Here is an 18,865-nt window from a genome sequence, read left to right as displayed (position 1 = left end):
TCGCCGTTTGTGCGGCCATCCATGCCCGGACACAGCCACACCAAGCAGCGGACATCATGTCAAAACCCGTTCAACGCGTTTTCCGGCCAATGCAGCCGGCCTCCCAGCGGCCTTAAGGAGACTGACCATGGCCTGGAACGAACCCGGTAACGGGCAACGTGATCCGTGGAACAGGAATCGTCAGACCGGCAACAAGCCGGGGCTGGACGACATGCTCAAGCAACTGCGCAACCGCTTCGGCAAGCTGGGCGGTAGTGCTGGCGGCATCTTCACCATCCTGCTGGCCTTCCTCATCGTGTGGGTCGGCATGAGCAGCTTCACCATCGTGGACGCCCGCCAGGCTGGCGTGGTGCTGCGCTTTGGCAAGTACTCGCGCACGCTGCAGCCGGGTTTCCACTTCAAGCTTCCCAGTCCCGTTGAAACGGTGACCAAGGTCGGCACCACGGAAATCCGTTCGGTGTCGGACAAGGTGCGCATGCTGACCAGCGACGAGAACATCATCTCGGTCGACTTCAACGTGCAGTACCAGGTGTCCGATGCGCGCAAGTTCCTCTTCTCGCTGAGCGGTCCGCCGGAAGACACGCTGCGTCAGGCGGCCGAAGCTGCCGTGCGCACGGTAGTGGGCGCCAACGTGATGGACAACGTGCTCACCAGTCAGAGCGAGGCCGAGCAGGCTTCCGCCACGCCCACGCCTGCGCCGGCAAGTTCCGTGGCGGGCGCATCGTCCGTGGCTGCAGTTGCGGTGCCGGCCGCCATTCCCGCCACGCCGAAAGCCCAGACCCGCGACACGCTGCAACAGCAGACGCGCGAAATCCTGCAGGCCACGCTGGACGAATACGACGCCGGCCTCGTGGTCACCGACGTGAGCTTCCAGAACGTGGCCCCGCCGCAGGAAGTGAAGGACGCCTTCGACGACGTCAACGCCGCGCGCGAAGACAAGCAGGGCACCGAGAACAACGCACGCGCCTACGCCAGCCAGGTTGTCCCGGTGGCACGCGGCGATGCGGCACGCATTTCGGCTGAGGCACAGGGTTACACCGCGGCTCGCGTGGCCACGGCCACCGGCGACGCGGCCCGCTTCAACCTCATCCTCAAGGAATACAAGGCCGCGCCGGATGTCACGCGTCGTCGCCTGTGGCTGGAAACCGTCGAGGACGTGATGTCCAACAATCCCAAGGTGCTGGATGGTTCCGGCGGCCGCAACATGATCTACCTCCCGCTCGACCGTGCCACCGGCAAGGATATCCAGGGCGTAGGTTCGGTGATGCAATCGGCAGCAGGCAGCGACAGCAGCCTGGGTGGCGGCAAGGAGAAGCAGCCATGAAGTTCGCCTCTGCCATCATTGCCGTCCTGATCGTGCTGCTGGGCTTCAACAGCCTGTTCGTGGTGCACGAAGGCCAGACCGCACTGGTACTCCAATTCGGCCGCATCGTGCGCACGGGTGATCAGCCCGGCCTGCACGCCAAGGTGCCGTTCATCCAGCAGGTGATGACGTTCGACAACCGCATCCTCACCCTGGAAGCGCAGCCCGAGCGTTACTTCACCTCCGAAAAGAAGAGCGTCAACGTCGACTTCTACGTGAAGTGGCGCATTGCCGACAACGCCGCGTATTACCGCGCCACCGCCGGCGATGAGCTGCAGGCGGCCAATCGCCTCACGCCCATCGTGAAGGATGCGCTGCGCTTCGAATTCAACGGCCGCACCTTGCAGGAACTGGTTTCCGCCGGCCGCAAGGACGTCACCGAGCGCGTGCGCAAGCAGACCGATGCCGCCGCCCGCAAGAACCTGGGCATCGAAGTGCTCGACGTGCGCATCAAGCGCATCGACCTGCCGGACGAAGTGAGCGAATCGGTCTACAAGCGCATGCGGGCCGAGCGCGCCCAGCTGGCCAATGAACTGCGTTACACCGGCCAGCAGGCCGCCGAAACCATCAAGGCCGACGCCGACCGTCAGGCCCAGGTGGTGAAGGCCGAGGCCGAGCGTGACGCCGCCAAGGTGAAGGGCGAGGGCGACGCGCAGGCGGCGGCCATTTATGCCCAGGCTTACGGTCAGGACCCGGAGTTCTTCGCGTTTTATCGAAGCTTGGCCGCGTACCGTACGTCGTTCAAGGACGGCAAGGGCGTGCTGGTGCTCAAGCCGGATTCGGAATTCCTGAAGTATTTCAACGACGGCACGTCGCCTCGTCACTAGAGGGTGACGGGTCATGTCGCGTGAATTGGCAGGCGCGTTGTGCCTGGTGCTGGTGATCGAAGGGCTCGTGTTGTTCGCGGCGCCGCGCAGTTGGCAAGCCACCATGCGCGAAGTGGCCAAGATGAGTCCGCGCACGTTGCGCCTGTTTGGCGCGGTGGCGATAGGCATCGGTCTGGCGGCGTTGCAGTGGATGCATTGAGTTAATGCGGTAGATGGGCCGTTCAATCCATCGAGATTTCCAACAGAGCCTTACCGTCGTCCCTGTGAAGGCAGGGGCCCAGTGACTTGAAAGGCACTGGATTCCCGCCTGTGCGGGAATGACGAACAAAAGGCTTGGGCACACTTCCAGCCCCTCGGGGCACCTCATTCTTCAAATTGACGAGAGCAACATCATCATGGGCAAGTCAGTAGTCATCCTTGGTGCGCAGTGGGGCGACGAAGGCAAGGGCAAGATCGTCGACCTGCTGACCGAAGAGGTCAAAGCCGTCGCTCGCTTCCAGGGCGGTCACAACGCCGGCCACACGCTGGTCATCGGCGGCAAGAAGACCGTTCTTCACCTGATTCCCTCGGGCATCCTGCGTGACGATGCGCTGTGCCTGATCGGCAACGGCGTGGTGCTCTCGCCGCAGGCCCTCAAGCAGGAAATCGAAGAACTCGAAGCGCAGGGCGTGGAAGTGCGCTCGCGCCTCAAGATCAGCCCGGCGACGCCGCTGATCATGCCGTACCACATCGCCGTGGATAAGGCGCGCGAAGCCGCTGCCGGCAAGAGCGCCATCGGCACCACCGGTCGCGGCATTGGCCCGGCCTACGAAGACAAGGTGGCTCGCCGCAGCGTGCGCGTGGCCGACCTGATGTACCCGCATGAGCTGCCCGAGAAGATCAAGGCGGCCGTGGAATACCACAACTTCATCCTCACGCAGTGGCTGAAGGCCGAGCCGGTCGATTTCCAGACCGTGCTTGATGACGCGCTGGCCTATGGCGAATTCATTCGCCCGATGGTCGACGACGTCGCTACCATCCTGCACGACGTGCGCAAGGAAGGCGGTCATATCCTGTTCGAAGGCGCGCAGGGCGCACTGCTCGACATCGACCACGGCACCTACCCGTACGTCACCTCGTCCAACACCACCGTGGGCGGCGCACTGGCCGGCACCGGCGTGGGCGCGGGCGACATCGACTACGTGCTTGGCATCTGCAAGGCGTACGCCACGCGCGTCGGCGGCGGTCCGTTCCCGACCGAACTCGAAGACGAAATGGGCGAGCGCCTGCGCAAGGTCGGCAACGAGTTCGGCGCCAGCACCGGTCGTCCGCGTCGTTGCGGCTGGATCGACCTCGTCGCGCTCAAGCGCGCCGTGCAGATCAACGGCATCAACGGCCTTGCCATCACCAAGCTCGACGTGCTCGACGGCCTGCCGTCCATCAAGGTCTGCATTGCGTACGAATACCGTGGCAAGCGCCGCGAACTCGCACCGCTGGACGCCGATGGCTGGGCCGAGTGCAAGCCGGTCTACCTGGAATTCCCGGGCTGGGAAGAATCCACCGCCGGCATCCGCGAATGGGACAAGCTGCCCGCCGCCGCCCGCGCCTACCTGCGCGCCGTGGAAGAACTGTCCGGCTGCAAGCTCTCCCTCGTCGCCACCGGCGCCGACCGCGACGACACCATCGTGCTGGATCATCCGTTCGCCTGATCGTTTGGACGTCCAGACGGCAAAAAAGCCCCGCTTCGTGCGGGGCTTTTTGTTTCACTTATGTTTTGCTGCTGCCGTCAATGGTAATCCTGATAGCCGCCCAGAGCTCCGCAGTGGCGGCACTTGAAGATATTGCCGGTAGGTTAGCCTGAGCTATCGAGCGCGGCAAAGAAGGCCTGCCATCGCGGTCCGTCGGGCCATCCCGTCGATGCCTGGATGGCTTCTTCGCCCCAGACTTGCCGTTCCGTCTTACCTGCTCGCCCCATAAACGCCGCGGCATCGCCGCAGTGCGTCCACCGTTGCTCTTGTTGCCAGGCGCAGAATCCCGGCGTGCGTTGCGCTATTTTGTGGATCGCCTCGTCGGGCACCGATTCAAAAGATCCGTAACTTCCAATGCCATCCTCATCGACGAACGATGCGTGGAGTCGTTGGGCCGCTGATCCGTGGGCGATGCACCAAGGGCAAAGCGGGCCATCGGGTTTGTCTACGGCATAGATCGGGCCGGTGTAGATGAACTCCTTCTTTTCACCACAGCATGTGCAGGCTTGGTCCGACGGCACGATGCTGCCCGTGGCGATGGGGTTCGGGTGATATTTGAAGAAGGGCAGTGGCATGGCGATGCTTCGTCAACGGTAAAGCGCGATGCGCGTGCGATGTTTAAGAGTCGCCAACAAAACTACTGCGCAACCGCCAGGCGGGCGCGTTCGGTGCTCGGATCCTCATGTACAACCCGTACACTCCGATTCCTGCGCGCCGCCCACGCCCACCTGCCGGCCGCTCGCTACGTTTTGTTAGCGGCTCTAAGTGGTCGGGCAGCCGGCAAGGCCGCCCTCGTTGTCGTCATCCTCGTCTTCTTCGCTGCTCAGCTTGAACGTCCTGCCATCGTCGAGTTTCAGCTCGCCTTCGTCGATCCGCTCATGATCGGCATCGACCGTGGTGAATACGGCACTCACCCTTCCTGAACTACGGGGGCCTTTGATGTGGAAAACGAAACCGTTGTCCCGATCCTCATTGCCTGTGGCAATGACTTCCAGCGAGGAGCTTTCGATCTTGCCGATGCATTGCTGGATAACCCGCTGTTGGTCCATGGCGGTCACCGCCTGATCTCTGAACGCCTTCCAGCCCAAGGTAAAGAACAGGTACCCGCCGACGCCGATCACTAGCGCCAGGGTGAGTGCGACACCGATCAGGACCCCCGCCCAGAATGGCAGGCGGCGCCGTGGCTTGGCGGCTGATGGTGGCGGAGCGGGGGTGGGAATGGATGGTGGCAATGGAAAGGGGGCAGGTCCCAACATGACGACGTTGCGTTCCGATATGTGAATGGCGAGGTTTGAGCGGCCACGCTTGCCGCACCCCGTTAAGCGTAGTGGCCATGCACGGCTATCGGCATCGGAATCATCTGTTAAGCGGGTGCCGCGTATGCGGCACCCGCTCAAGTCACGGCGTTTGATTCATCAACGCCCCAAGTCGCTCAGGAAACGCTTGGTGTACTGCAGCGGCGTGCTCGTAGGCACGGAGTTGCAGGTGGCCGAGGCGTAGCTGGCGCTGCACGGCGTGTCGCGGTCGAGCGACCAGAAGTGGATGCCGGCAAGGCCGTTGGCTACGGCGTAGTTGGTGATGGTGTCGGCGTTGGCGATGCTGAAGTTTTCGCTGGTCGCATCGTTCATGCCGATCATCGGGGTGAGTTCGATCTTGTTCGGCGAGATGCCGTAGGTGTGCTCCAGGTTGATGGCGGCCTGGATGGCCGACTGACCCATGTCGCAGCTGCTGCCCGACACCACGCACAGATACGAGGCGGCGGAGGAGCCGTAATCCATCGTCATCAGGTTGATGGTGTAGTTGGTGAGCGACGATGCCTTGACCGCCTTCACCACCATGTCGCCCAGGCTGTTCACACCGCCGTAGCTGCCGTCCGACGCGCCCAGCGTGGCGAGCGTGAAGGAGAAGCGCAGGTTGGGATACAGCGACTGGCCGTACACCGCTGCCGCGACGAGGTTGTTGATGGTGGCTTGCGACTGGCCGCCTTCGATATCGAAGTCCACGCCCACCATCTGCGGTGACATGTAGCGCGACAGGAAGGTGGCGAAGTTCGCCGTGCTGCCGCAGGTGAAGCTGCCGGCCTGGCCGCCGGTGGAGACGATGTACTGCACGCCGGCATTGGAAAGCGCGGAAATGTTCGCGCTGGCAAAGCTGGCGCCGGCGACGCCGCCCCAGTTTTCGCTGCCGCATTCGCCGGTGGCGAAGGCGAGGGTGACGGTGCCCAGGTTAGTCACGTAATTCGATTTCAAGCTGCCGCTGCCGACCACCGGAATCGACGAACCCGTCGCCGCCGCGGTCTGCATCACATTGGTGTTCCAGTTGAGGTTGATGGTCACGTCCTTGTAGGGACTGAACACCAGGTTCGCGCCGGTGCCGGGCGGATTCGTGGGGCCTGTGCCGCCACCGCCGGTACCACCGCCACCGGTGCCACCGCCGCCCGTGCCGCCACCACCGGACGAACCGCCCGTACACGCGCCTTGCGAAGTCCACGGCTGGCCGGAACCTGCACCGCCACTGTTGGTGGCGGGATCATTGCCCTGCGTCCACCAGTTGGCGACATAGTTGGTGCCGTTTTCACTGGCCGTCTGGCCACCGGTGTAGACGGTGCTCGCGCTCCAGGCCGCTGCGCAGGTGGCCTGCGCGTGGGCCGCCTGGATGGGGGCGAGTGCCAACAGGCTCATGGCCATGGCGCCGCCTGCGGCGGTGCCGATCGCGTTGAGTGCCGTGCGTAAACAAACAACCGACTTCTTCAATTGCATGGAAGCGTCTCCTGGTTGTGTTGCATCACTAAAGGCAAAGGTTCCCTGGCGACTGCCGGCATCTGCACGGTCATGGGCGTCCCCTGGTGCGTCCTTGCTGTCGATGACGTGCCAGGTCATCGCGCTGTCGTATTCGTGTCCCCGGATGACAACGTTGTCTTTAAAAGGCGGCAAAAACTGTGACCTCTGTTGTGAAACAGAAACCGAAATGTCATGGTTTTGTGGAGACACGAAAATGCAGGTTTGCACTGCATTTTTAGTGCATTGCAGCGATATTTTGTCGTTTCACCAGGTAATGGTTGATTGCATGCGATGGTGCGCTGCGTCTAGACCGATTCAGCCGTCTGGACGTCTTCAGATAATGCGCAAGTCTTTCCTGACAACGTTGTCTGAGTCCGACTTCCATGGAGAGGAGCCACATCAGCGGGTCCATGGCATGACGACACAGATCGTGCGCGCACAAAAAAAGGGCTCCGCGAACGGAGCCCTTCTCTGCGCACTACTTACGGGATCAAGCCACGTTCGGTTCGCTGAACGCTTCGATCTCGCCCTTGAACGCTTCCACCGGCACGCAGCTGCAGAACACGTTCTTGTCGCCGTAGACGTTGTCCACGCGGGCTACCGGCGACCAGTACTTCTGGAACTTCAGGCTGGGCAGCGGGAAGGCGGCGAGTTCGCGCGAGTAGGCGTGGTTCCACTCCGACGCCGACACCATCACCGCGGTGTGCGGCGCGTGCTTGAGCGGGTTGTCTTCGCGGTCGAGCTTGCCTTCTTCGATGGCGCGGGTTTCGTCGCGGATCTGGATCATCGCGTCGATGAAGCGGTCCAGTTCGTACAGCGATTCGCTTTCGGTCGGCTCGACCATCAGCGTGCCCGCCACCGGGAAGCTCAGCGTCGGCGCGTGGAAGCCGAAGTCGATGAGGCGCTTGGCGACGTCTTCGGCACCGATGCCGGTAGCGTCCTTGATCGGGCGCACGTCGAGGATGCACTCATGCGCCACCAGGCCGTTGCGGCCGGTGTAGAGCGTCTCGTAGTGCGGCGCCAGGCGCTTGGCGACGTAGTTGGCGTTGAGCAGCGCCACCTGCGTGGCGCGGCGCAGGCCGGCGTTGCCCATCATGGTGATGTACATCCAGCTGATCGGCAGGATGGATGCGGAGCCGAAGCTTGCCGCCGACACCATGCCCACTTCGCCTTTGCCACCGAACGTGCGCGGCAGGAACGGCGCGAGGTGCGACTTCACGGCGCACGGGCCGACGCCCGGGCCACCACCGCCGTGCGGGATGCAGAAGGTCTTGTGCAGGTTCAGATGCGAGACGTCCGAACCCCACTTGCCCGGCTTGGCCACGCCCACGAGCGCATTCATGTTGGCGCCGTCGGTGTACACCTGGCCGCCGTGCTCATGCACGATCTCGCAGATCTTGACGATGTCCTCTTCGAACACGCCGTGCGTGGACGGGTAGGTGATCATCAGCGCAGCGAGGCGATCGCTGAACTTCTCGGCGGCGCGCTGGATGTCGGCCACGTCCACGTTGCCGTTCGCATCGCACTTGGTCACCACCACCTGCATGCCGCACATTTGCGCGGAGGCCGGGTTGGTGCCGTGCGCGGATTCGGGGATCAGGCAGATGTCGCGATGGCCTTCGCCGCGCGAGCGGTGGTAGGCGCGAATGGCGAGCAGGCCCGCGTATTCGCCCTGCGCGCCGGAGTTCGGCTGCAGGCTCACGGCGTCGTAGCCGGTGCATTCCACCAGCATCGCTTCCAGCTCGTCGATCAGCTGCTTGTAGCCCGTGGCCTGGTCGGCCGGGGCCAGCGGATGGATGTTGCCGAACTCCGGCCACGTCACCGGGATCATCTCGGCGGTGGCGTTGAGCTTCATGGTGCAGCTGCCCAGCGGGATCATGGTGCGATCCATCGCCAGATCCTTGTCGGCCAGCGAACGCATGTAGCGCAGCAGTTCGTGCTCGCTGTGGTGCGTGTTGAAGGCCGGATGCGTCATGAACTTGGACGTGCGTGCAAGGCCGGCGGGCAGGGCGTCGTTGGTCTTGGCATCGAGCGCGTCGATGTCGGTGATGGTGGCACCGAACAGCTTGGCCACCGCGATGACGTCGTCGCGCGTGGTGGTTTCATCCAGGCTGATGCCCAGGCTCTTGCCGTCGATGGCGCGCAGGTTGATGCCGGCGGCCTTGGCCTTCGCGTGGATGGCAGCAGCGTCGACGTTCACCACGTGCAGCGTGTCGAAGAAATCCGGACCGACGGTGACGCCCGCATCACGCAGTGCGCCGGCCAGGATGGCAGCAAGGCGATGCGTGCGACGCGCGATGCGCACCAGGCCTTCCGGGCCGTGGTACACGGCGTACATGCTCGCCATCACGGCCAGCAGCACCTGCGCGGTACAGATGTTGGAGGTCGCCTTCTCTCGGCGGATGTGCTGTTCGCGCGTCTGCAGCGTGAGGCGGTAGGCAGGCTTGCCTTCGGCATCGATGGACACGCCGATCAGGCGGCCCGGCATCGAACGCTTGTAGCTGTCGCGGCAGGCCATGAAGGCAGCATGCGGGCCGCCGAAACCGAACGGCACACCGAAACGCTGCGTGTTGCCGACCACGATGTCCGCGCCCCATTCGCCGGGTGCGGCAATGACGGTGAGGGCGAGCAGGTCGGTGGCCACGCACACCACGCCGTGGCGCTTGTGCACGGCATCGGCAAGTGCCTTGTAGTCGTTGATCTGGCCAAAGGTGTTGGGGTACTGCAGCAGCACGCCATAGCTGTCCACCGAGGTGGCTTCGCTGTCGTCGCCGATGTGCAGGTCGATGCCCATCGCTTCCGCGCGCGTCTTGATCACTTCCAGCGTCTGCGGATGCACGGCGTTCGAGACGAAGAACAGGTTGCTCTTGGACTTGGCCGAACGCTTGGCCAACGTCATGGCTTCGGCGGCGGCGGTGCCTTCATCGAGCAGGGACGCGTTGGCGATCTCCATGCCGGTGAGGTTGGCGCACATGGTCTGGAAGTTGATCAGCGCTTCCATGCGGCCCTGCGAGATTTCCGCCTGGTACGGCGTATAAGCCGTGTACCATGCCGGGTTCTCCAGGATGTTGCGCAGGATGACGTTCGGGGTCAGCGTGCCGTAGTAGCCCTGGCCGATGAAGCTGCGGAACACCTGGTTCTTGTCGGCGATGGCGCGGATCTTGGCCAGCGCTTCCACTTCGGTGATGGCCGACGGCAGCGCGAGCGGCGCCGGCGACTTGATCTTGCCCGGCACGATGGCGTCGGTCATCGCTTCCAGCGATTCGTAGCCGACCACGGAAAGCATGGTGGCGATTTCGGCCTCGTTGGGGCCGATGTGACGCTCGATAAAGGCGTCGTGGTGCTCGAGGTCGCGCAGGGAAGGATTGGCGTTCTGGCTCATGGCAGGGGCGTCCGAAAGTAGCGTGCAAGCTGCACGCGAAGCGCCCCTCTGTCCTTTTGCCTGAGAGTTTGGAAGGCGGCTGCATGAGCCAGCCTTCGTGCCCCTTCGGCGCCGGATTCAACCGGTCTCTCCAGAGTGTTTAAGCGCGTGATGGTCTGGGGCCTGAGCGATTACGGGCGTTGCGCCTTCGGCAGCGGCTCGCGCCGCTTCTCCCACCACACACTAAACGCCGATTATAAGCTGCCGCGGGCCCAATTGCCTCCTTCCCGGGTCGCCGTAGGGACCGGGTCTCAAACGGCCTAAGATGGAAGGCCGTCCCACGGAACCCCGCCATGCCCAAGCCCCCGTTCCAGCTTGCCCGAATCGACCATGTGGTGCTGCGCGTGGCAGATGCACAAGCCATGCAGCGCTTCTACTGCGACGTGCTGGGCTGCGTGGAAGAGCGGCGGCAGGACGAGATCGGCCTGATCCAGCTGCGCGCTGGCGATTCGCTGATCGACCTGGTGGCACTGGATGGCAAGCTGGGGCGGCTAGGCGGTGCCGGCCCGGGCAGCGAAGGGCACAACATGGATCATCTGTGCCTGCAGGTGGAGAACTACGACGAGGCGGCCATCGTGGCGCATCTCACAGCGCATGGCGTGCGCGTGGGGGATATCGGATCGCGCTACGGGGCGAAGGGCGAGGGGCCGTCGATCTATCTCTACGATCCTCAGGGGAACATGGTGGAGCTGAAGGGGCCGCCGATGAGGGTTGAGGGTACGTAAGGTGGATCCTTGCATCGGGGAAAAGGCACGGGATTCCGGCCTTCGCCGGAATGACGAATAGGAGGTTTGCGGAGAACAGAGAGGCCGCGTTACACGATTAACGAAACCTCCCCGTCCCTCACGTCATTCCGGCGAAGGCCGGAATCCAGTGCCTTGTGCACATTCATGCGACACGCACCAACCCACTCACTCCTGCGGAATGCCCGTCACATCCGGCTGAGAATCACCGCGTTGAGAGCATCGGCCACCATCACACCAATGCATCGATCTGGATGCCCGCAGATAACGGCAAAGTCGATGACGGTCGCAAACTACAACGGCGGCCAAGAACGTGTCGCCTCGGGTTTCGACGCCTGCGCGTGGATGGCATGCGCACACACGCCGTAGCCCGCCATCAGCAGGCCAACCATGAGCAACGCGAAGGCGATGGTGATGAACCGCCGCTTGTGGCGAAGTGCGCGCGTCTTGTGTGCCTGGATCTGCGCGGGCGAGGAGAGATTGATCACCCCGCCGTAGGGAAAAATGCCCCACAGCGACGCCACCAGCGCGAGCATGAACATCAACAGCACGGGCGCGATGAGCCACGCGGGCACGGTCTCCTTGGAGAGAAACAACACGCCGCCTGCGGCGAGCGAGGTGGATAGCGTGAGCAGCTGCTGCAACACGTTGTTGGCCAGTTGCAGGTTGGCCTTGAGCGATTCACGGCCCCAGTCGAGGTAGAACTTCTCCTCCTCGGTCACTTGCCTGCCGGTCTGGATCGGTGGCGTGGACATGTCACGACTCGACCTCGATCATTTGCCCCTTCAGACATCGCGGGCAGGTGACGTAGACGCTTTCCTTCTGGCCGAAGCCGCGCGGCGTGGGCGGCGTTCCGGCTACCGACCATTCGATGACAGGTGATTTGTTGTCCTGCGCAGGCGTGTGGATGTTGCGCGATTGGCAAGACTGGCAGGTCCAGGGCGTGATGTTCATGTCGCTTTCTCCGGGCAAGTGCAATGCGCTGCCGCCGGCAGGTGCGTCGCGAAGGCGATCGCTCGGCCTGGCGTTCTCGCACACCTCCCGGCAGGGCGATGGTGCCCAGGACGGCGCGTCGAACTGAAACGATGTTCCCCTTGCAAGCGTGCCTTTGTCATCGCGCCGGTGTTGTCGGCGGATAGCAAAGCATGTTTGGATGCCACGGTGAGCAGTCTACGCGTCGCGCGTTTGCTTCGCGGTGAATGCGTTGTGAAACCACGAACGAGGGGAGTGAGGCATGACCACGCGAGCGTTCAAGCAGTCCATACTGGCCAGTGTTGTTTTGTCCATCGGCTTGGCCTTGTCCGCGCACGCCGCCGATGCACCCACGACACCGGCCGTGACCAGCGTGCAAGTCACCGTGGCAGGAAAACCCGCGCTGACGCTGGATGCGAAGACCTTCGCGGGCCTGCCGCACGAAGAAGTCACCGCAACGGCGCACGACGAGCCGCCCAGCCAGTGGAAGGGCGTGAAGCTGGAAGACGTGCTGGCGAAGGCGGGCGTGTCGCTGGACAAGCCGCTGCGTGGGCGACAGCTGGCCTCGTTCGTGCGGGTGACCGCTTCGGATCAGTACCAGGTGGTGTTCGCGCTGTCGGACCTGGACCCCACGCTGGGACATACGCAGGTGTTGCTGGTGGATCAGCGCGATGGCAAGCCGCTCGACAAGGATGGCCCGTTCCGCCTGCTGGTGCCCGGCGACAAGCGCCCCGCACGCTGGGTACGCAATGTGACGAGCATCGAAGTGGTGGACGGCGATACCACGTCCCGTCAGTGAGTATCCGCAGGTACGTCCAGATCGCGAATGGCCTCTTGCGCTAGCGGCATCAGGCCTTCGCCGCCCTCCGCCAGGTGTGCCTTGATTTGCCGACGCATGGCAGGGTCCCAGAATCGCTTGAGGTGATCGCGCACGCTCGCCACCGCTGCCGCGTGGTCGGGTTCCACGGTGAAATAGGTGGCGATGTCGTTCGCCATGCGAATGAGTCGTTCGATTCTCATGCCTGTTCTTGCGATGCCGAAAGCACGCGCTCGGGATGCGCGTAGATGTTGTGGCTGCCCGGGCGGGCGAAACCAATCAGGGTGATGCCCGCGCTGCGCGCGAGTTCCACCGCCAGGGCCGTGGGCGCGGAAATGGCTGCGAGTACGGCGATGCCCGCGCTCGCGGCCTTGGTCACCATTTCGTAGCTGGCGCGGCTGGTGACCACGGCGAAACCTTCGTTGGTGTCGATGCCGGCGCGGCGAATGGCGCCAATCAGCTTGTCCAGCGCGTTGTGCCGGCCCACGTCTTCGCGCACATGAAGAATGTTTCCGCTGGCATCGGCCCATGCCGCCGCATGCACGGCGCCGGTGGCGAGATTCATTGGCTGGCGGCTCTTTAACGCCAGCAAGGCGGATTCAAGGGCGTCGCGCGTGATGGTGATGCCTTCGCCCACCGCGCCGTCATGACGCACGGCATTTTCCAGCTCGCGCGTGCCGCAGATGCCACAACCGCTGCGGCCGGGCAGGAGTCGTTGGCGTTCCTTTTCCAGATGCGCGCCGGGTGCGTTGTCCGTTACGCGCATGGCAAGTTCGATGCCTTCGAGCAGCGTGTGCGTGTCCAGTTCCAGCAGCTGAGAGGGATCGTTGATCAGGCGTTCGGTCAGCGAAAAGCCCAGGGCAAAATCGTCGAGGTCCTGCGGCGTCGCCATCATCACGGCGAAGGTGGCGCCGTTGTAGACCATCGCCACGGGTACTTCTTCGGCAATGCAGTCGTCATCGCGCGAGACACCGCCATCGCGCCAGCGGTCGACGCTGCGATGGGCATAGCCGCGAAACGTGTCGTCGGTGTCGCGGCTCAAGCGGGTTTCACCGACTGATCGAGCAGCGCTTCCTGCGCCTCGGTGAAGGCACGGTGTCGCTTCTGCCATTCGGATGGCTGCGTCACGCGTGTCACTTCCACGGCCGTCACCTTGTACTCGGGGCAATTGGTGGCCCAGTCGGAGTTCTCGGTGGTAATGACGTTGGCACCGGAGCCCGGGAAGTGGAACGTGGTATAGACCACGCCCGGCTGCATGCGGTCGGACACCATCGCCCGCAGGACGGTTTCGCCCGCGCGACTGACAATGCCGACCCAATCGCCGTCGGTGATGCCACGTTCCTCGGCATCGTGCGGATGGATTTCCAGGCGATCCTCGTCATGCCACATCACGTTGGCCGTGCGGCGTGTCTGCGCACCCACGTTGTACTGGCTGAGGATGCGACCGGTGGTGAGGATCAGCGGATGTTCCGCATTCACCTTTTCCGTAGTGGGCACGTATTCGGTCAGCATGAATCGGCCTTTGCCGCGCACGAATTCATCCACGTGCATCACCGGCGTACCCAGCGGTGCTTCGTCGTTGCAGGGCCACTGCACGGAGCCCAGCTGGTCGATCTTCTCGTAGCTCACGCCGTGGAACGTCGGGGTGAGCTGCGCAATCTCGTCCATGATCTGTGAGGGATGCGTGTAGTTCATCGGATAACCCATGGCCTGCGCCAACAGTTGGGTAATTTCCCAGTCGGCGTAACCACCCTTGGGTTCCATCACCTTGCGCACGCGCGACATGCGGCGCTCGGCGTTGGTGAAGGTGCCGTCCTTTTCCAGGAAGGAGCTGCCGGGCAGGAAGACGTGCGCAAACTTGGCGGTTTCGTTGAGGAACAAGTCCTGCACCACGATGCATTCCATCGCCGTGAGCGCGGCGGTGACGTGCTGCGTGTCCGGGTCCGATTGCGCGATGTCCTCGCCTTCGATGTACAGGCCCTTGAAGCTGCCATCCAGCGCCGCTTCGAACATGTTGGGAATGCGCAGGCCGGGTTCGCCCAGCAACGGCACGCCCCAGGCCTGCTCCAGCGACTGGCGGACCGTGGTGTCGCTCACATGCCGATAACCGGGGAATTCATGCGGGAACGAGCCCATGTCGCACGAACCCTGCACGTTGTTCTGGCCGCGCAGCGGGTTCACGCCCACGCCTTCGCGTCCGATATTGCCCGTGGCCATGGCGAGGTTGGCAATCGCCATCACCGAGGTCGAGCCTTGCGCATGCTCGGTGACGCCCAGGCCGTAGTAGATCGCCGCGTTGCCGCCGGTGGCGTACAGGCGCGCGGCACCGCGTATCAACGCGGCAGGCACGCCGGTCGTGCTCTCCATCGCTTCGGGACTGTACTTGTCCTGCGATACAAAGTCGCGCCACTTGGCAAAGGCTTCCGGCTCGCAACGGCTGGCGACGAACGCCTCATCGACCAAGCCTTCCGTAACGATCACGTGCGCAAGCGAATCGAGCACGGCGACATTGGTGCCGGGGCGCAGGCGCAGGTGATAGTCGGCCTTGATGTGCGGTGTACGCACCAGATCGATGCGACGCGGATCGATCACGATCAGTCGCGCGCCATCGCGCAGGCGCTGCTTCATCTGCGAACCGAACACGGGATGCGCGTCGGTGGGGTTGGCGCCGATCACCAGCACCACGTCGGTCGACAGGATCGAATCGAAATCCTGCGTGCCGGCCGATTCGCCCAGCGTGGACTTCAGGCCGTAGCCGGTGGGCGAATGGCACACGCGTGCGCAGGTATCCACGTTGTTGTTGCCGAAACCGGCGCGTACCAGTTTCTGCACAAGATAGGTTTCCTCGTTGGTGCAACGTGACGAGGTGATGCCGCCCACGGCGTGCCGGCCATAGGTGGCCTGCAAGCGCTTGAACTCGTTGGCGACGTGCGCCACGGCTTCGTCCCAGCTCACGACGCGCCATGGATCGGAAATCCTGGCGCGGATCATCGGCGTGGTGATGCGATCCGGGTGCGTGGCATAGCCAATGGCGAAACGCCCCTTCACGCAGGAGTGACCGTGATTGGCGTGACCCTCCTTGTTGGGCACCATGCGCACAATGTCCTGGCCCTTCATCTCCGCGCGGAAGCTGCATCCGACACCGCAGTAGGCACAGGTGGTGATCACGCTGTGCTCGGCCTGTCCTTTCTCGATCAGCGACTTCTCGGAAAGCGTCGCCGTGGGGCAGGCCTGCACGCAGGCGCCGCAGGAAACGCATTCGGAATCGAGGAAGCGGTTGTTCTGGCTGGCCGATACCTTGGATTCGAAGCCGCGGCCCTGGATGGTGAGCGCAAAGGTGCCTTGCACTTCGTCACAGGCGCGCACGCAACGCGAGCAGGCGATGCATTTGGAGGGATCGAAGGTGAAGTAGGGGTTGGATTCGTCCTTGGGCGAATACAGCGGATTGGGCTTTGTTTGAAGAGTGCGGCCAGGGATGGCCGCTTCTTGATCTTCGCGCGCTGGGATGCGCGCAAAAACATGATTGGCACCGTCGTAGCCGTAGCGCACTTCGCGCAGTCCCACCACGCCTGCCATGTCCTGCAGTTCGCAGTGACCGTTGGCCGGGCAGGTGAGGCAGTCGAGCGGATGATCGGAGATGTACAGCTCCATCACGCCGCGGCGGATATCCGCGAGTTTTGGCGTCTGCGTGGTCACCTTCATGCCCTCGCTCACCGGTGTGGTGCACGAAGCGGGATAGCCCCTGCGTCCTTCAATCTCCACCAGGCAAAGGCGGCACGAACCGAACGCATCGAGCATTTCGGTGGCGCAGAGCTTGGGAATGCTGATGCCCGCTTGGGCAGCGGCACGCATGATCGAGGTGCCTTCGGGCACCTGTACCGTTCGGCCATCGATCTCCAGTGCGACCACGGTGGATGAGGTCGACTTGGGTGTGCCGAGATCGATTTCGACGATGGAAAGCATGACGACCTATCTCCTTACTGCCAGTTCAACATGTTTCGACAGCTATCTACTCCCTCACCGTCATTCCGGCGAAGGCCGGAATCCAGTGGCTTTCTCGCCGCGTTAGAGCCTGAAGGCACTGGATTCCAGCCTTCGCTGGAATGACGGTGAGGGGAGTGGGCCTGGCGAAGATTGTTGAACATGCGTTTCAACTCGCAACATCCGAAGCCACGAAATCTTCGTGGAAATGATCCAGCGCGCTGAGCACGGGAAAGGGCGCCATGCCGCCGAGTGCGCAGAGCGAGCCGGCGACCATGGTGTGGCAGAGATCGCGCAGCAGTACTTCGTCGCGCTGACGACCGGCGTTGTCGCTAACCATCATGCGGTCGATCACTTCCACGCCGCGGGTGGAACCGATGCGGCAAGGCGTGCATTTGCCGCAGGATTCGATGGCGCAGAATTCCATGGCGTAACGCGCCTGCGCCGCCATGTTCACCGTGTCGTCGAAGACCACCACGCCACCATGGCCGAGCATGCCGCCGATGGCCGCAAAACCTTCATAGTCGATGGGTGCATCGAGTCGGGAGGCGGGAATGTAGGCACCCAGAGGGCCGCCGACCTGCACCGCGCGCACCGGCCGCCCGCTGGCCGTGCCACCGCCGTAACCTTCGATGAGTTCGCGCAGGCTCGTGCCAAAAGCGAGTTCCACCAGGCCGGGGCGCTTCAGGTTGCCCGCGAGCTGGAGGGGCAACGTGCCGCGTGATTTGCCGCTACCGTAGTCGCGATAGTGTTCTGCGCCCTTGTCGAGGATCACCGGCACCGATGAGAAGGTGATCACGTTGTTGATCACCGTCGGCTTGCCGAACAATCCGTGGATGGCGGGCAGTGGCGGCTTCACGCGCACCTGGCCGCGCTTGCCTTCCAGCGACTCCAACATGGAGGTTTCTTCGCCGCAGATGTACGCGCCGCCGCCCAGGCGAACCTCGATGTGGAACGCGTTGCCACTGCCGCGCACGTCATTGCCGAGATAGCCATGTGCTTCGGCGGCAGCGATGGCGGCGAGCAGTGACCGCTGCGCATGCGGGTATTCCACACGCAGGTAGATGTAACCGTGCGTAGCGCCCGTCGCGATGCCGGCAATGGTCATGCCTTCCAGCAGCACGAACGGATCGCCTTCCATGATCATGCGGTCGGCGTAGGTGCCTGAGTCACCTTCGTCGGCATTGCAGGCCACGTACTTCTGGTCGGCTTTCGCGTCCAGGCACGTTTTCCACTTGATGCCCGTGGGAAAGGCGGCGCCGCCGCGTCCACGCAGGCCCGAGTCCGTCACCGTCTGCACGATGTCCGAGCCGCTCATGCGCAGCGCGTTCTCCAGGCCGCGATAGCCGCCGTGCGCGAGGTAATCCTCCAGGCTGCGCGGGTCGACGATGCCGACACGGGCGAACGTCAGTCGCTGTTGCCGTTTTAGGTAATCGATGGATTCCGCAGGGCCGAGCGCGAGCGCGTGATCACCGGCATGCAGGAAGCCTGCATCGAACAGGGATGCCACGTCGTCGGCCTGCACCGGGCCATACGCGATGCGGCCTTCTGCCGTGGCCACTTCCACCAGCGGCTCAAGCCAGAACAGGCCGCGTGATCCGTTGCGCACGACATGCACGTCGATACCACGGCGAGCCGCTTCCGACGCGATGGCGTCGGCCACCGCGTCGGCTCCCAGCGACAGCGCACTGGCATCGCGTGGCACGTAGACCGTGATGCTCATTCAACCTCCGCGGCAAGCCAGGCGTCGAAACGTTCGGGTGTCACGCGACCCTGCAGCTCGCCATCCACCATCATGGCCGGCGAACACGCGCAGTTGCCCAGGCAATAAACCGGCTCCAGCGTGTATTGGCCGTCTTTCGTCGTCTCGTGAAAGTCTACGCCCAGGCGCTGTTTCACATGTTTTTCCAGCGTGACGGCACCCATGGCCTGGCACGATTCCGCCCGGCAAAGGTGGATCACATGCCGCCCCGCGGGCTTCTGCCGGAAGTAGTGATAGAAGCTGATGACGCCGTGCACATCGGCCCGCGAGAGGTTCAGCTCGCGGGCGATGAGGGGCACGGATGCTTCGGGCACGTAACCCAGCGCATCCTGAATGCCGTGCAGCACGGGAAGCAGGGCGCCGGGGGTGTCTTTCAGTCGTTCCGTCACTTCAAGTACGACGATGCGGATGTTTTCGGGAATGTCCGCCAGCGACGGGCCGTTTACCGCGCGTTTCATGTTTCCACCTTGTC

The 18,865-nt window shown here is 63.4% G+C and carries 18 protein-coding genes, 1 other RNA gene and 1 riboswitch; of the genes, 8 read left to right on the top strand and 11 right to left on the bottom strand.

The window, feature by feature from the left end; translation table 11 throughout:
• Window positions 1-127 precede the first annotated feature (127 nt).
• From hflK to DK366_RS07845, 4 genes are all read left to right on the top strand, one after another.
• Window positions 128-1,324, top strand: coding sequence for an FtsH protease activity modulator HflK (gene hflK, locus DK366_RS07860; RefSeq protein ID WP_109124990.1), 1,197 nt, complete (start codon window positions 128-130; stop codon window positions 1,322-1,324).
• Window positions 1,321-2,190: a protease modulator HflC gene (gene hflC, locus DK366_RS07855; protein WP_109124989.1), complete on the top strand. Its 870-nt coding sequence runs from the start codon at window positions 1,321-1,323 to the stop codon at window positions 2,188-2,190. Before hflK ends, hflC begins: the two co-directional genes overlap by 4 nt.
• 13 nt (window positions 2,191-2,203) lie before the next feature.
• Window positions 2,204-2,389, top strand: a complete 186-nt coding sequence (locus DK366_RS07850) for a DUF2065 domain-containing protein (RefSeq protein ID WP_109124988.1) — start codon at window positions 2,204-2,206, stop codon at window positions 2,387-2,389.
• A 196-nt stretch (window positions 2,390-2,585) separates the two neighbouring features.
• On the top strand, window positions 2,586-3,878 hold the full coding sequence (locus DK366_RS07845; RefSeq protein WP_109124987.1) for an adenylosuccinate synthase: 1,293 nt from the start codon (window positions 2,586-2,588) through the stop codon (window positions 3,876-3,878).
• Window positions 3,879-4,021: 143 nt separating this feature from the next.
• Here DK366_RS07845 and DK366_RS07840 read toward each other — a convergent pair whose 3' ends face one another.
• The gene (locus DK366_RS07840; protein WP_109124986.1) at window positions 4,022-4,492 is read right to left on the bottom strand and encodes a CbrC family protein; all 471 of its coding nucleotides are present in this window, start codon (window positions 4,490-4,492) and stop codon (window positions 4,022-4,024) included.
• A 107-nt stretch (window positions 4,493-4,599) separates the two neighbouring features.
• On the opposite strand from DK366_RS07840, the gene DK366_RS07835 reads away from it, so the two are divergent.
• A non-coding RNA gene (locus tag DK366_RS07835) (sX9 sRNA) lies at window positions 4,600-4,675 on the top strand.
• Between the two features lie 3 nt (window positions 4,676-4,678).
• Here the strand turns inward: DK366_RS07835 and DK366_RS07830 are convergent.
• The 3 genes from DK366_RS07830 to gcvP all read right to left on the bottom strand — a co-directional run bounded on the left by DK366_RS07830 (window position 4,679) and on the right by gcvP (window position 10,079).
• Window positions 4,679-5,173 (bottom strand): hypothetical protein, encoded by a 495-nt coding sequence (locus DK366_RS07830; RefSeq protein ID WP_157956472.1) that lies wholly within the window; start codon window positions 5,171-5,173, stop codon window positions 4,679-4,681.
• A gap of 159 nt (window positions 5,174-5,332) precedes the next feature.
• Window positions 5,333-6,676: a carbohydrate-binding protein gene (locus DK366_RS07825; RefSeq protein ID WP_109124984.1), complete on the bottom strand. Its 1,344-nt coding sequence runs from the start codon at window positions 6,674-6,676 to the stop codon at window positions 5,333-5,335.
• A 511-nt stretch (window positions 6,677-7,187) separates the two neighbouring features.
• Complete coding sequence (gene gcvP, locus DK366_RS07820; RefSeq protein WP_109124983.1) at window positions 7,188-10,079, bottom strand: aminomethyl-transferring glycine dehydrogenase; 2,892 nt, start codon at window positions 10,077-10,079, stop codon at window positions 7,188-7,190.
• Window positions 10,080-10,117: 38 nt separating this feature from the next.
• Window positions 10,118-10,223, bottom strand: a riboswitch (glycine riboswitch).
• A gap of 188 nt (window positions 10,224-10,411) precedes the next feature.
• Here gcvP and DK366_RS07815 point away from each other — a divergent pair.
• Window positions 10,412-10,843 (top strand): VOC family protein, encoded by a 432-nt coding sequence (locus DK366_RS07815; protein ID WP_109124982.1) that lies wholly within the window; start codon window positions 10,412-10,414, stop codon window positions 10,841-10,843.
• 311 nt (window positions 10,844-11,154) lie between these two features.
• Here the strand turns inward: DK366_RS07815 and DK366_RS07810 are convergent, their stop codons facing one another.
• Window positions 11,155-11,616 carry a hypothetical protein gene (locus DK366_RS07810; protein ID WP_109124981.1) on the bottom strand — a complete coding sequence of 154 codons (462 nt, stop codon included), beginning with the start codon at window positions 11,614-11,616 and terminating at the stop codon, window positions 11,155-11,157.
• Window position 11,617: 1 nt separating this feature from the next.
• Window positions 11,618-11,815, bottom strand: coding sequence for a hypothetical protein (locus DK366_RS21165; protein ID WP_157956471.1), 198 nt, complete (start codon window positions 11,813-11,815; stop codon window positions 11,618-11,620).
• Here DK366_RS21165 and DK366_RS21685 point away from each other — a divergent pair.
• Window positions 11,814-11,942 carry a hypothetical protein gene (locus tag DK366_RS21685; RefSeq protein WP_255412566.1) on the top strand — a complete coding sequence of 43 codons (129 nt, stop codon included), beginning with the start codon at window positions 11,814-11,816 and terminating at the stop codon, window positions 11,940-11,942. The genes DK366_RS21165 and DK366_RS21685 overlap by 2 nt on opposite strands.
• Window positions 11,943-12,095: 153 nt before the next feature.
• Window positions 12,096-12,632 carry a molybdopterin-dependent oxidoreductase gene (locus DK366_RS07805; RefSeq protein WP_109124980.1) on the top strand — a complete coding sequence of 179 codons (537 nt, stop codon included), beginning with the start codon at window positions 12,096-12,098 and terminating at the stop codon, window positions 12,630-12,632.
• Here the strand turns inward: DK366_RS07805 and DK366_RS07800 are convergent.
• From DK366_RS07800 to DK366_RS07780, 5 genes are all read right to left on the bottom strand, one after another.
• Window positions 12,626-12,853 (bottom strand): formate dehydrogenase subunit delta, encoded by a 228-nt coding sequence (locus DK366_RS07800; protein WP_109124979.1) that lies wholly within the window; start codon window positions 12,851-12,853, stop codon window positions 12,626-12,628. The two genes, DK366_RS07805 and DK366_RS07800, sit on opposite strands and share 7 nt — an antisense overlap.
• Entirely contained in the window at window positions 12,850-13,692 is an 843-nt protein-coding gene (gene fdhD, locus DK366_RS07795; protein WP_232820962.1) for a formate dehydrogenase accessory sulfurtransferase FdhD, read from the bottom strand. The genes DK366_RS07800 and fdhD overlap by 4 nt, the downstream gene beginning before the upstream one ends.
• Entirely contained in the window at window positions 13,689-16,613 is a 2,925-nt protein-coding gene (gene fdhF, locus DK366_RS07790; RefSeq protein WP_109124977.1) for a formate dehydrogenase subunit alpha, read from the bottom strand. The genes fdhD and fdhF overlap by 4 nt, the downstream gene beginning before the upstream one ends.
• A gap of 187 nt (window positions 16,614-16,800) precedes the next feature.
• The gene (locus DK366_RS07785) at window positions 16,801-18,354 is read right to left on the bottom strand and encodes a formate dehydrogenase beta subunit (RefSeq protein WP_109124976.1); all 1,554 of its coding nucleotides are present in this window, start codon (window positions 18,352-18,354) and stop codon (window positions 16,801-16,803) included.
• Window positions 18,351-18,851: a formate dehydrogenase subunit gamma gene (locus tag DK366_RS07780; protein WP_109124975.1), complete on the bottom strand. Its 501-nt coding sequence runs from the start codon at window positions 18,849-18,851 to the stop codon at window positions 18,351-18,353. The genes DK366_RS07785 and DK366_RS07780 overlap by 4 nt, the downstream gene beginning before the upstream one ends.
• Window positions 18,852-18,865 lie beyond the last annotated feature (14 nt).

This window comes from Dyella sp. C11, from assembly GCF_003121485.1.
Taxonomy (GTDB): Bacteria; Pseudomonadota; Gammaproteobacteria; order Xanthomonadales; family Rhodanobacteraceae; genus Dyella.
The sequence above is the reverse complement of the archived record's forward strand: the minus strand, read 5'-3'. Positions and strand labels throughout refer to the sequence as shown.

Excerpts from the sequence above, each read along its gene's own strand:
- hflK (WP_109124990.1), top strand. The coding sequence starts at position 128 with ATGGCCTGGAACGAACCCGGTAACGGGCAACGTGATCCGTGGAACAGG.
- hflC (WP_109124989.1), top strand. The coding sequence starts at position 1,321 with ATGAAGTTCGCCTCTGCCATCATTGCCGTCCTGATCGTGCTGCTGGGC.
- DK366_RS07850 (WP_109124988.1), top strand. The coding sequence starts at position 2,204 with ATGTCGCGTGAATTGGCAGGCGCGTTGTGCCTGGTGCTGGTGATCGAA.
- DK366_RS07845 (WP_109124987.1), top strand. The coding sequence starts at position 2,586 with ATGGGCAAGTCAGTAGTCATCCTTGGTGCGCAGTGGGGCGACGAAGGC.
- DK366_RS07840 (WP_109124986.1), bottom strand. The coding sequence starts at position 4,492 with ATGCCACTGCCCTTCTTCAAATATCACCCGAACCCCATCGCCACGGGC.
- DK366_RS07830 (WP_157956472.1), bottom strand. The coding sequence starts at position 5,173 with ATGTTGGGACCTGCCCCCTTTCCATTGCCACCATCCATTCCCACCCCC.
- DK366_RS07825 (WP_109124984.1), bottom strand. The coding sequence starts at position 6,676 with ATGCAATTGAAGAAGTCGGTTGTTTGTTTACGCACGGCACTCAACGCG.
- gcvP (WP_109124983.1), bottom strand. The coding sequence starts at position 10,079 with ATGAGCCAGAACGCCAATCCTTCCCTGCGCGACCTCGAGCACCACGAC.
- DK366_RS07815 (WP_109124982.1), top strand. The coding sequence starts at position 10,412 with ATGCCCAAGCCCCCGTTCCAGCTTGCCCGAATCGACCATGTGGTGCTG.
- DK366_RS07810 (WP_109124981.1), bottom strand. The coding sequence starts at position 11,616 with ATGTCCACGCCACCGATCCAGACCGGCAGGCAAGTGACCGAGGAGGAG.
- DK366_RS21685 (WP_255412566.1), top strand. The coding sequence starts at position 11,814 with ATGTCGCTTTCTCCGGGCAAGTGCAATGCGCTGCCGCCGGCAGGTGCG.
- DK366_RS21165 (WP_157956471.1), bottom strand. The coding sequence starts at position 11,815 with ATGAACATCACGCCCTGGACCTGCCAGTCTTGCCAATCGCGCAACATC.
- DK366_RS07805 (WP_109124980.1), top strand. The coding sequence starts at position 12,096 with ATGACCACGCGAGCGTTCAAGCAGTCCATACTGGCCAGTGTTGTTTTG.
- DK366_RS07800 (WP_109124979.1), bottom strand. The coding sequence starts at position 12,853 with ATGAGAATCGAACGACTCATTCGCATGGCGAACGACATCGCCACCTAT.
- fdhF (WP_109124977.1), bottom strand. The coding sequence starts at position 16,613 with ATGCTTTCCATCGTCGAAATCGATCTCGGCACACCCAAGTCGACCTCA.
- DK366_RS07785 (WP_109124976.1), bottom strand. The coding sequence starts at position 18,354 with ATGAGCATCACGGTCTACGTGCCACGCGATGCCAGTGCGCTGTCGCTG.
- DK366_RS07780 (WP_109124975.1), bottom strand. The coding sequence starts at position 18,851 with ATGAAACGCGCGGTAAACGGCCCGTCGCTGGCGGACATTCCCGAAAAC.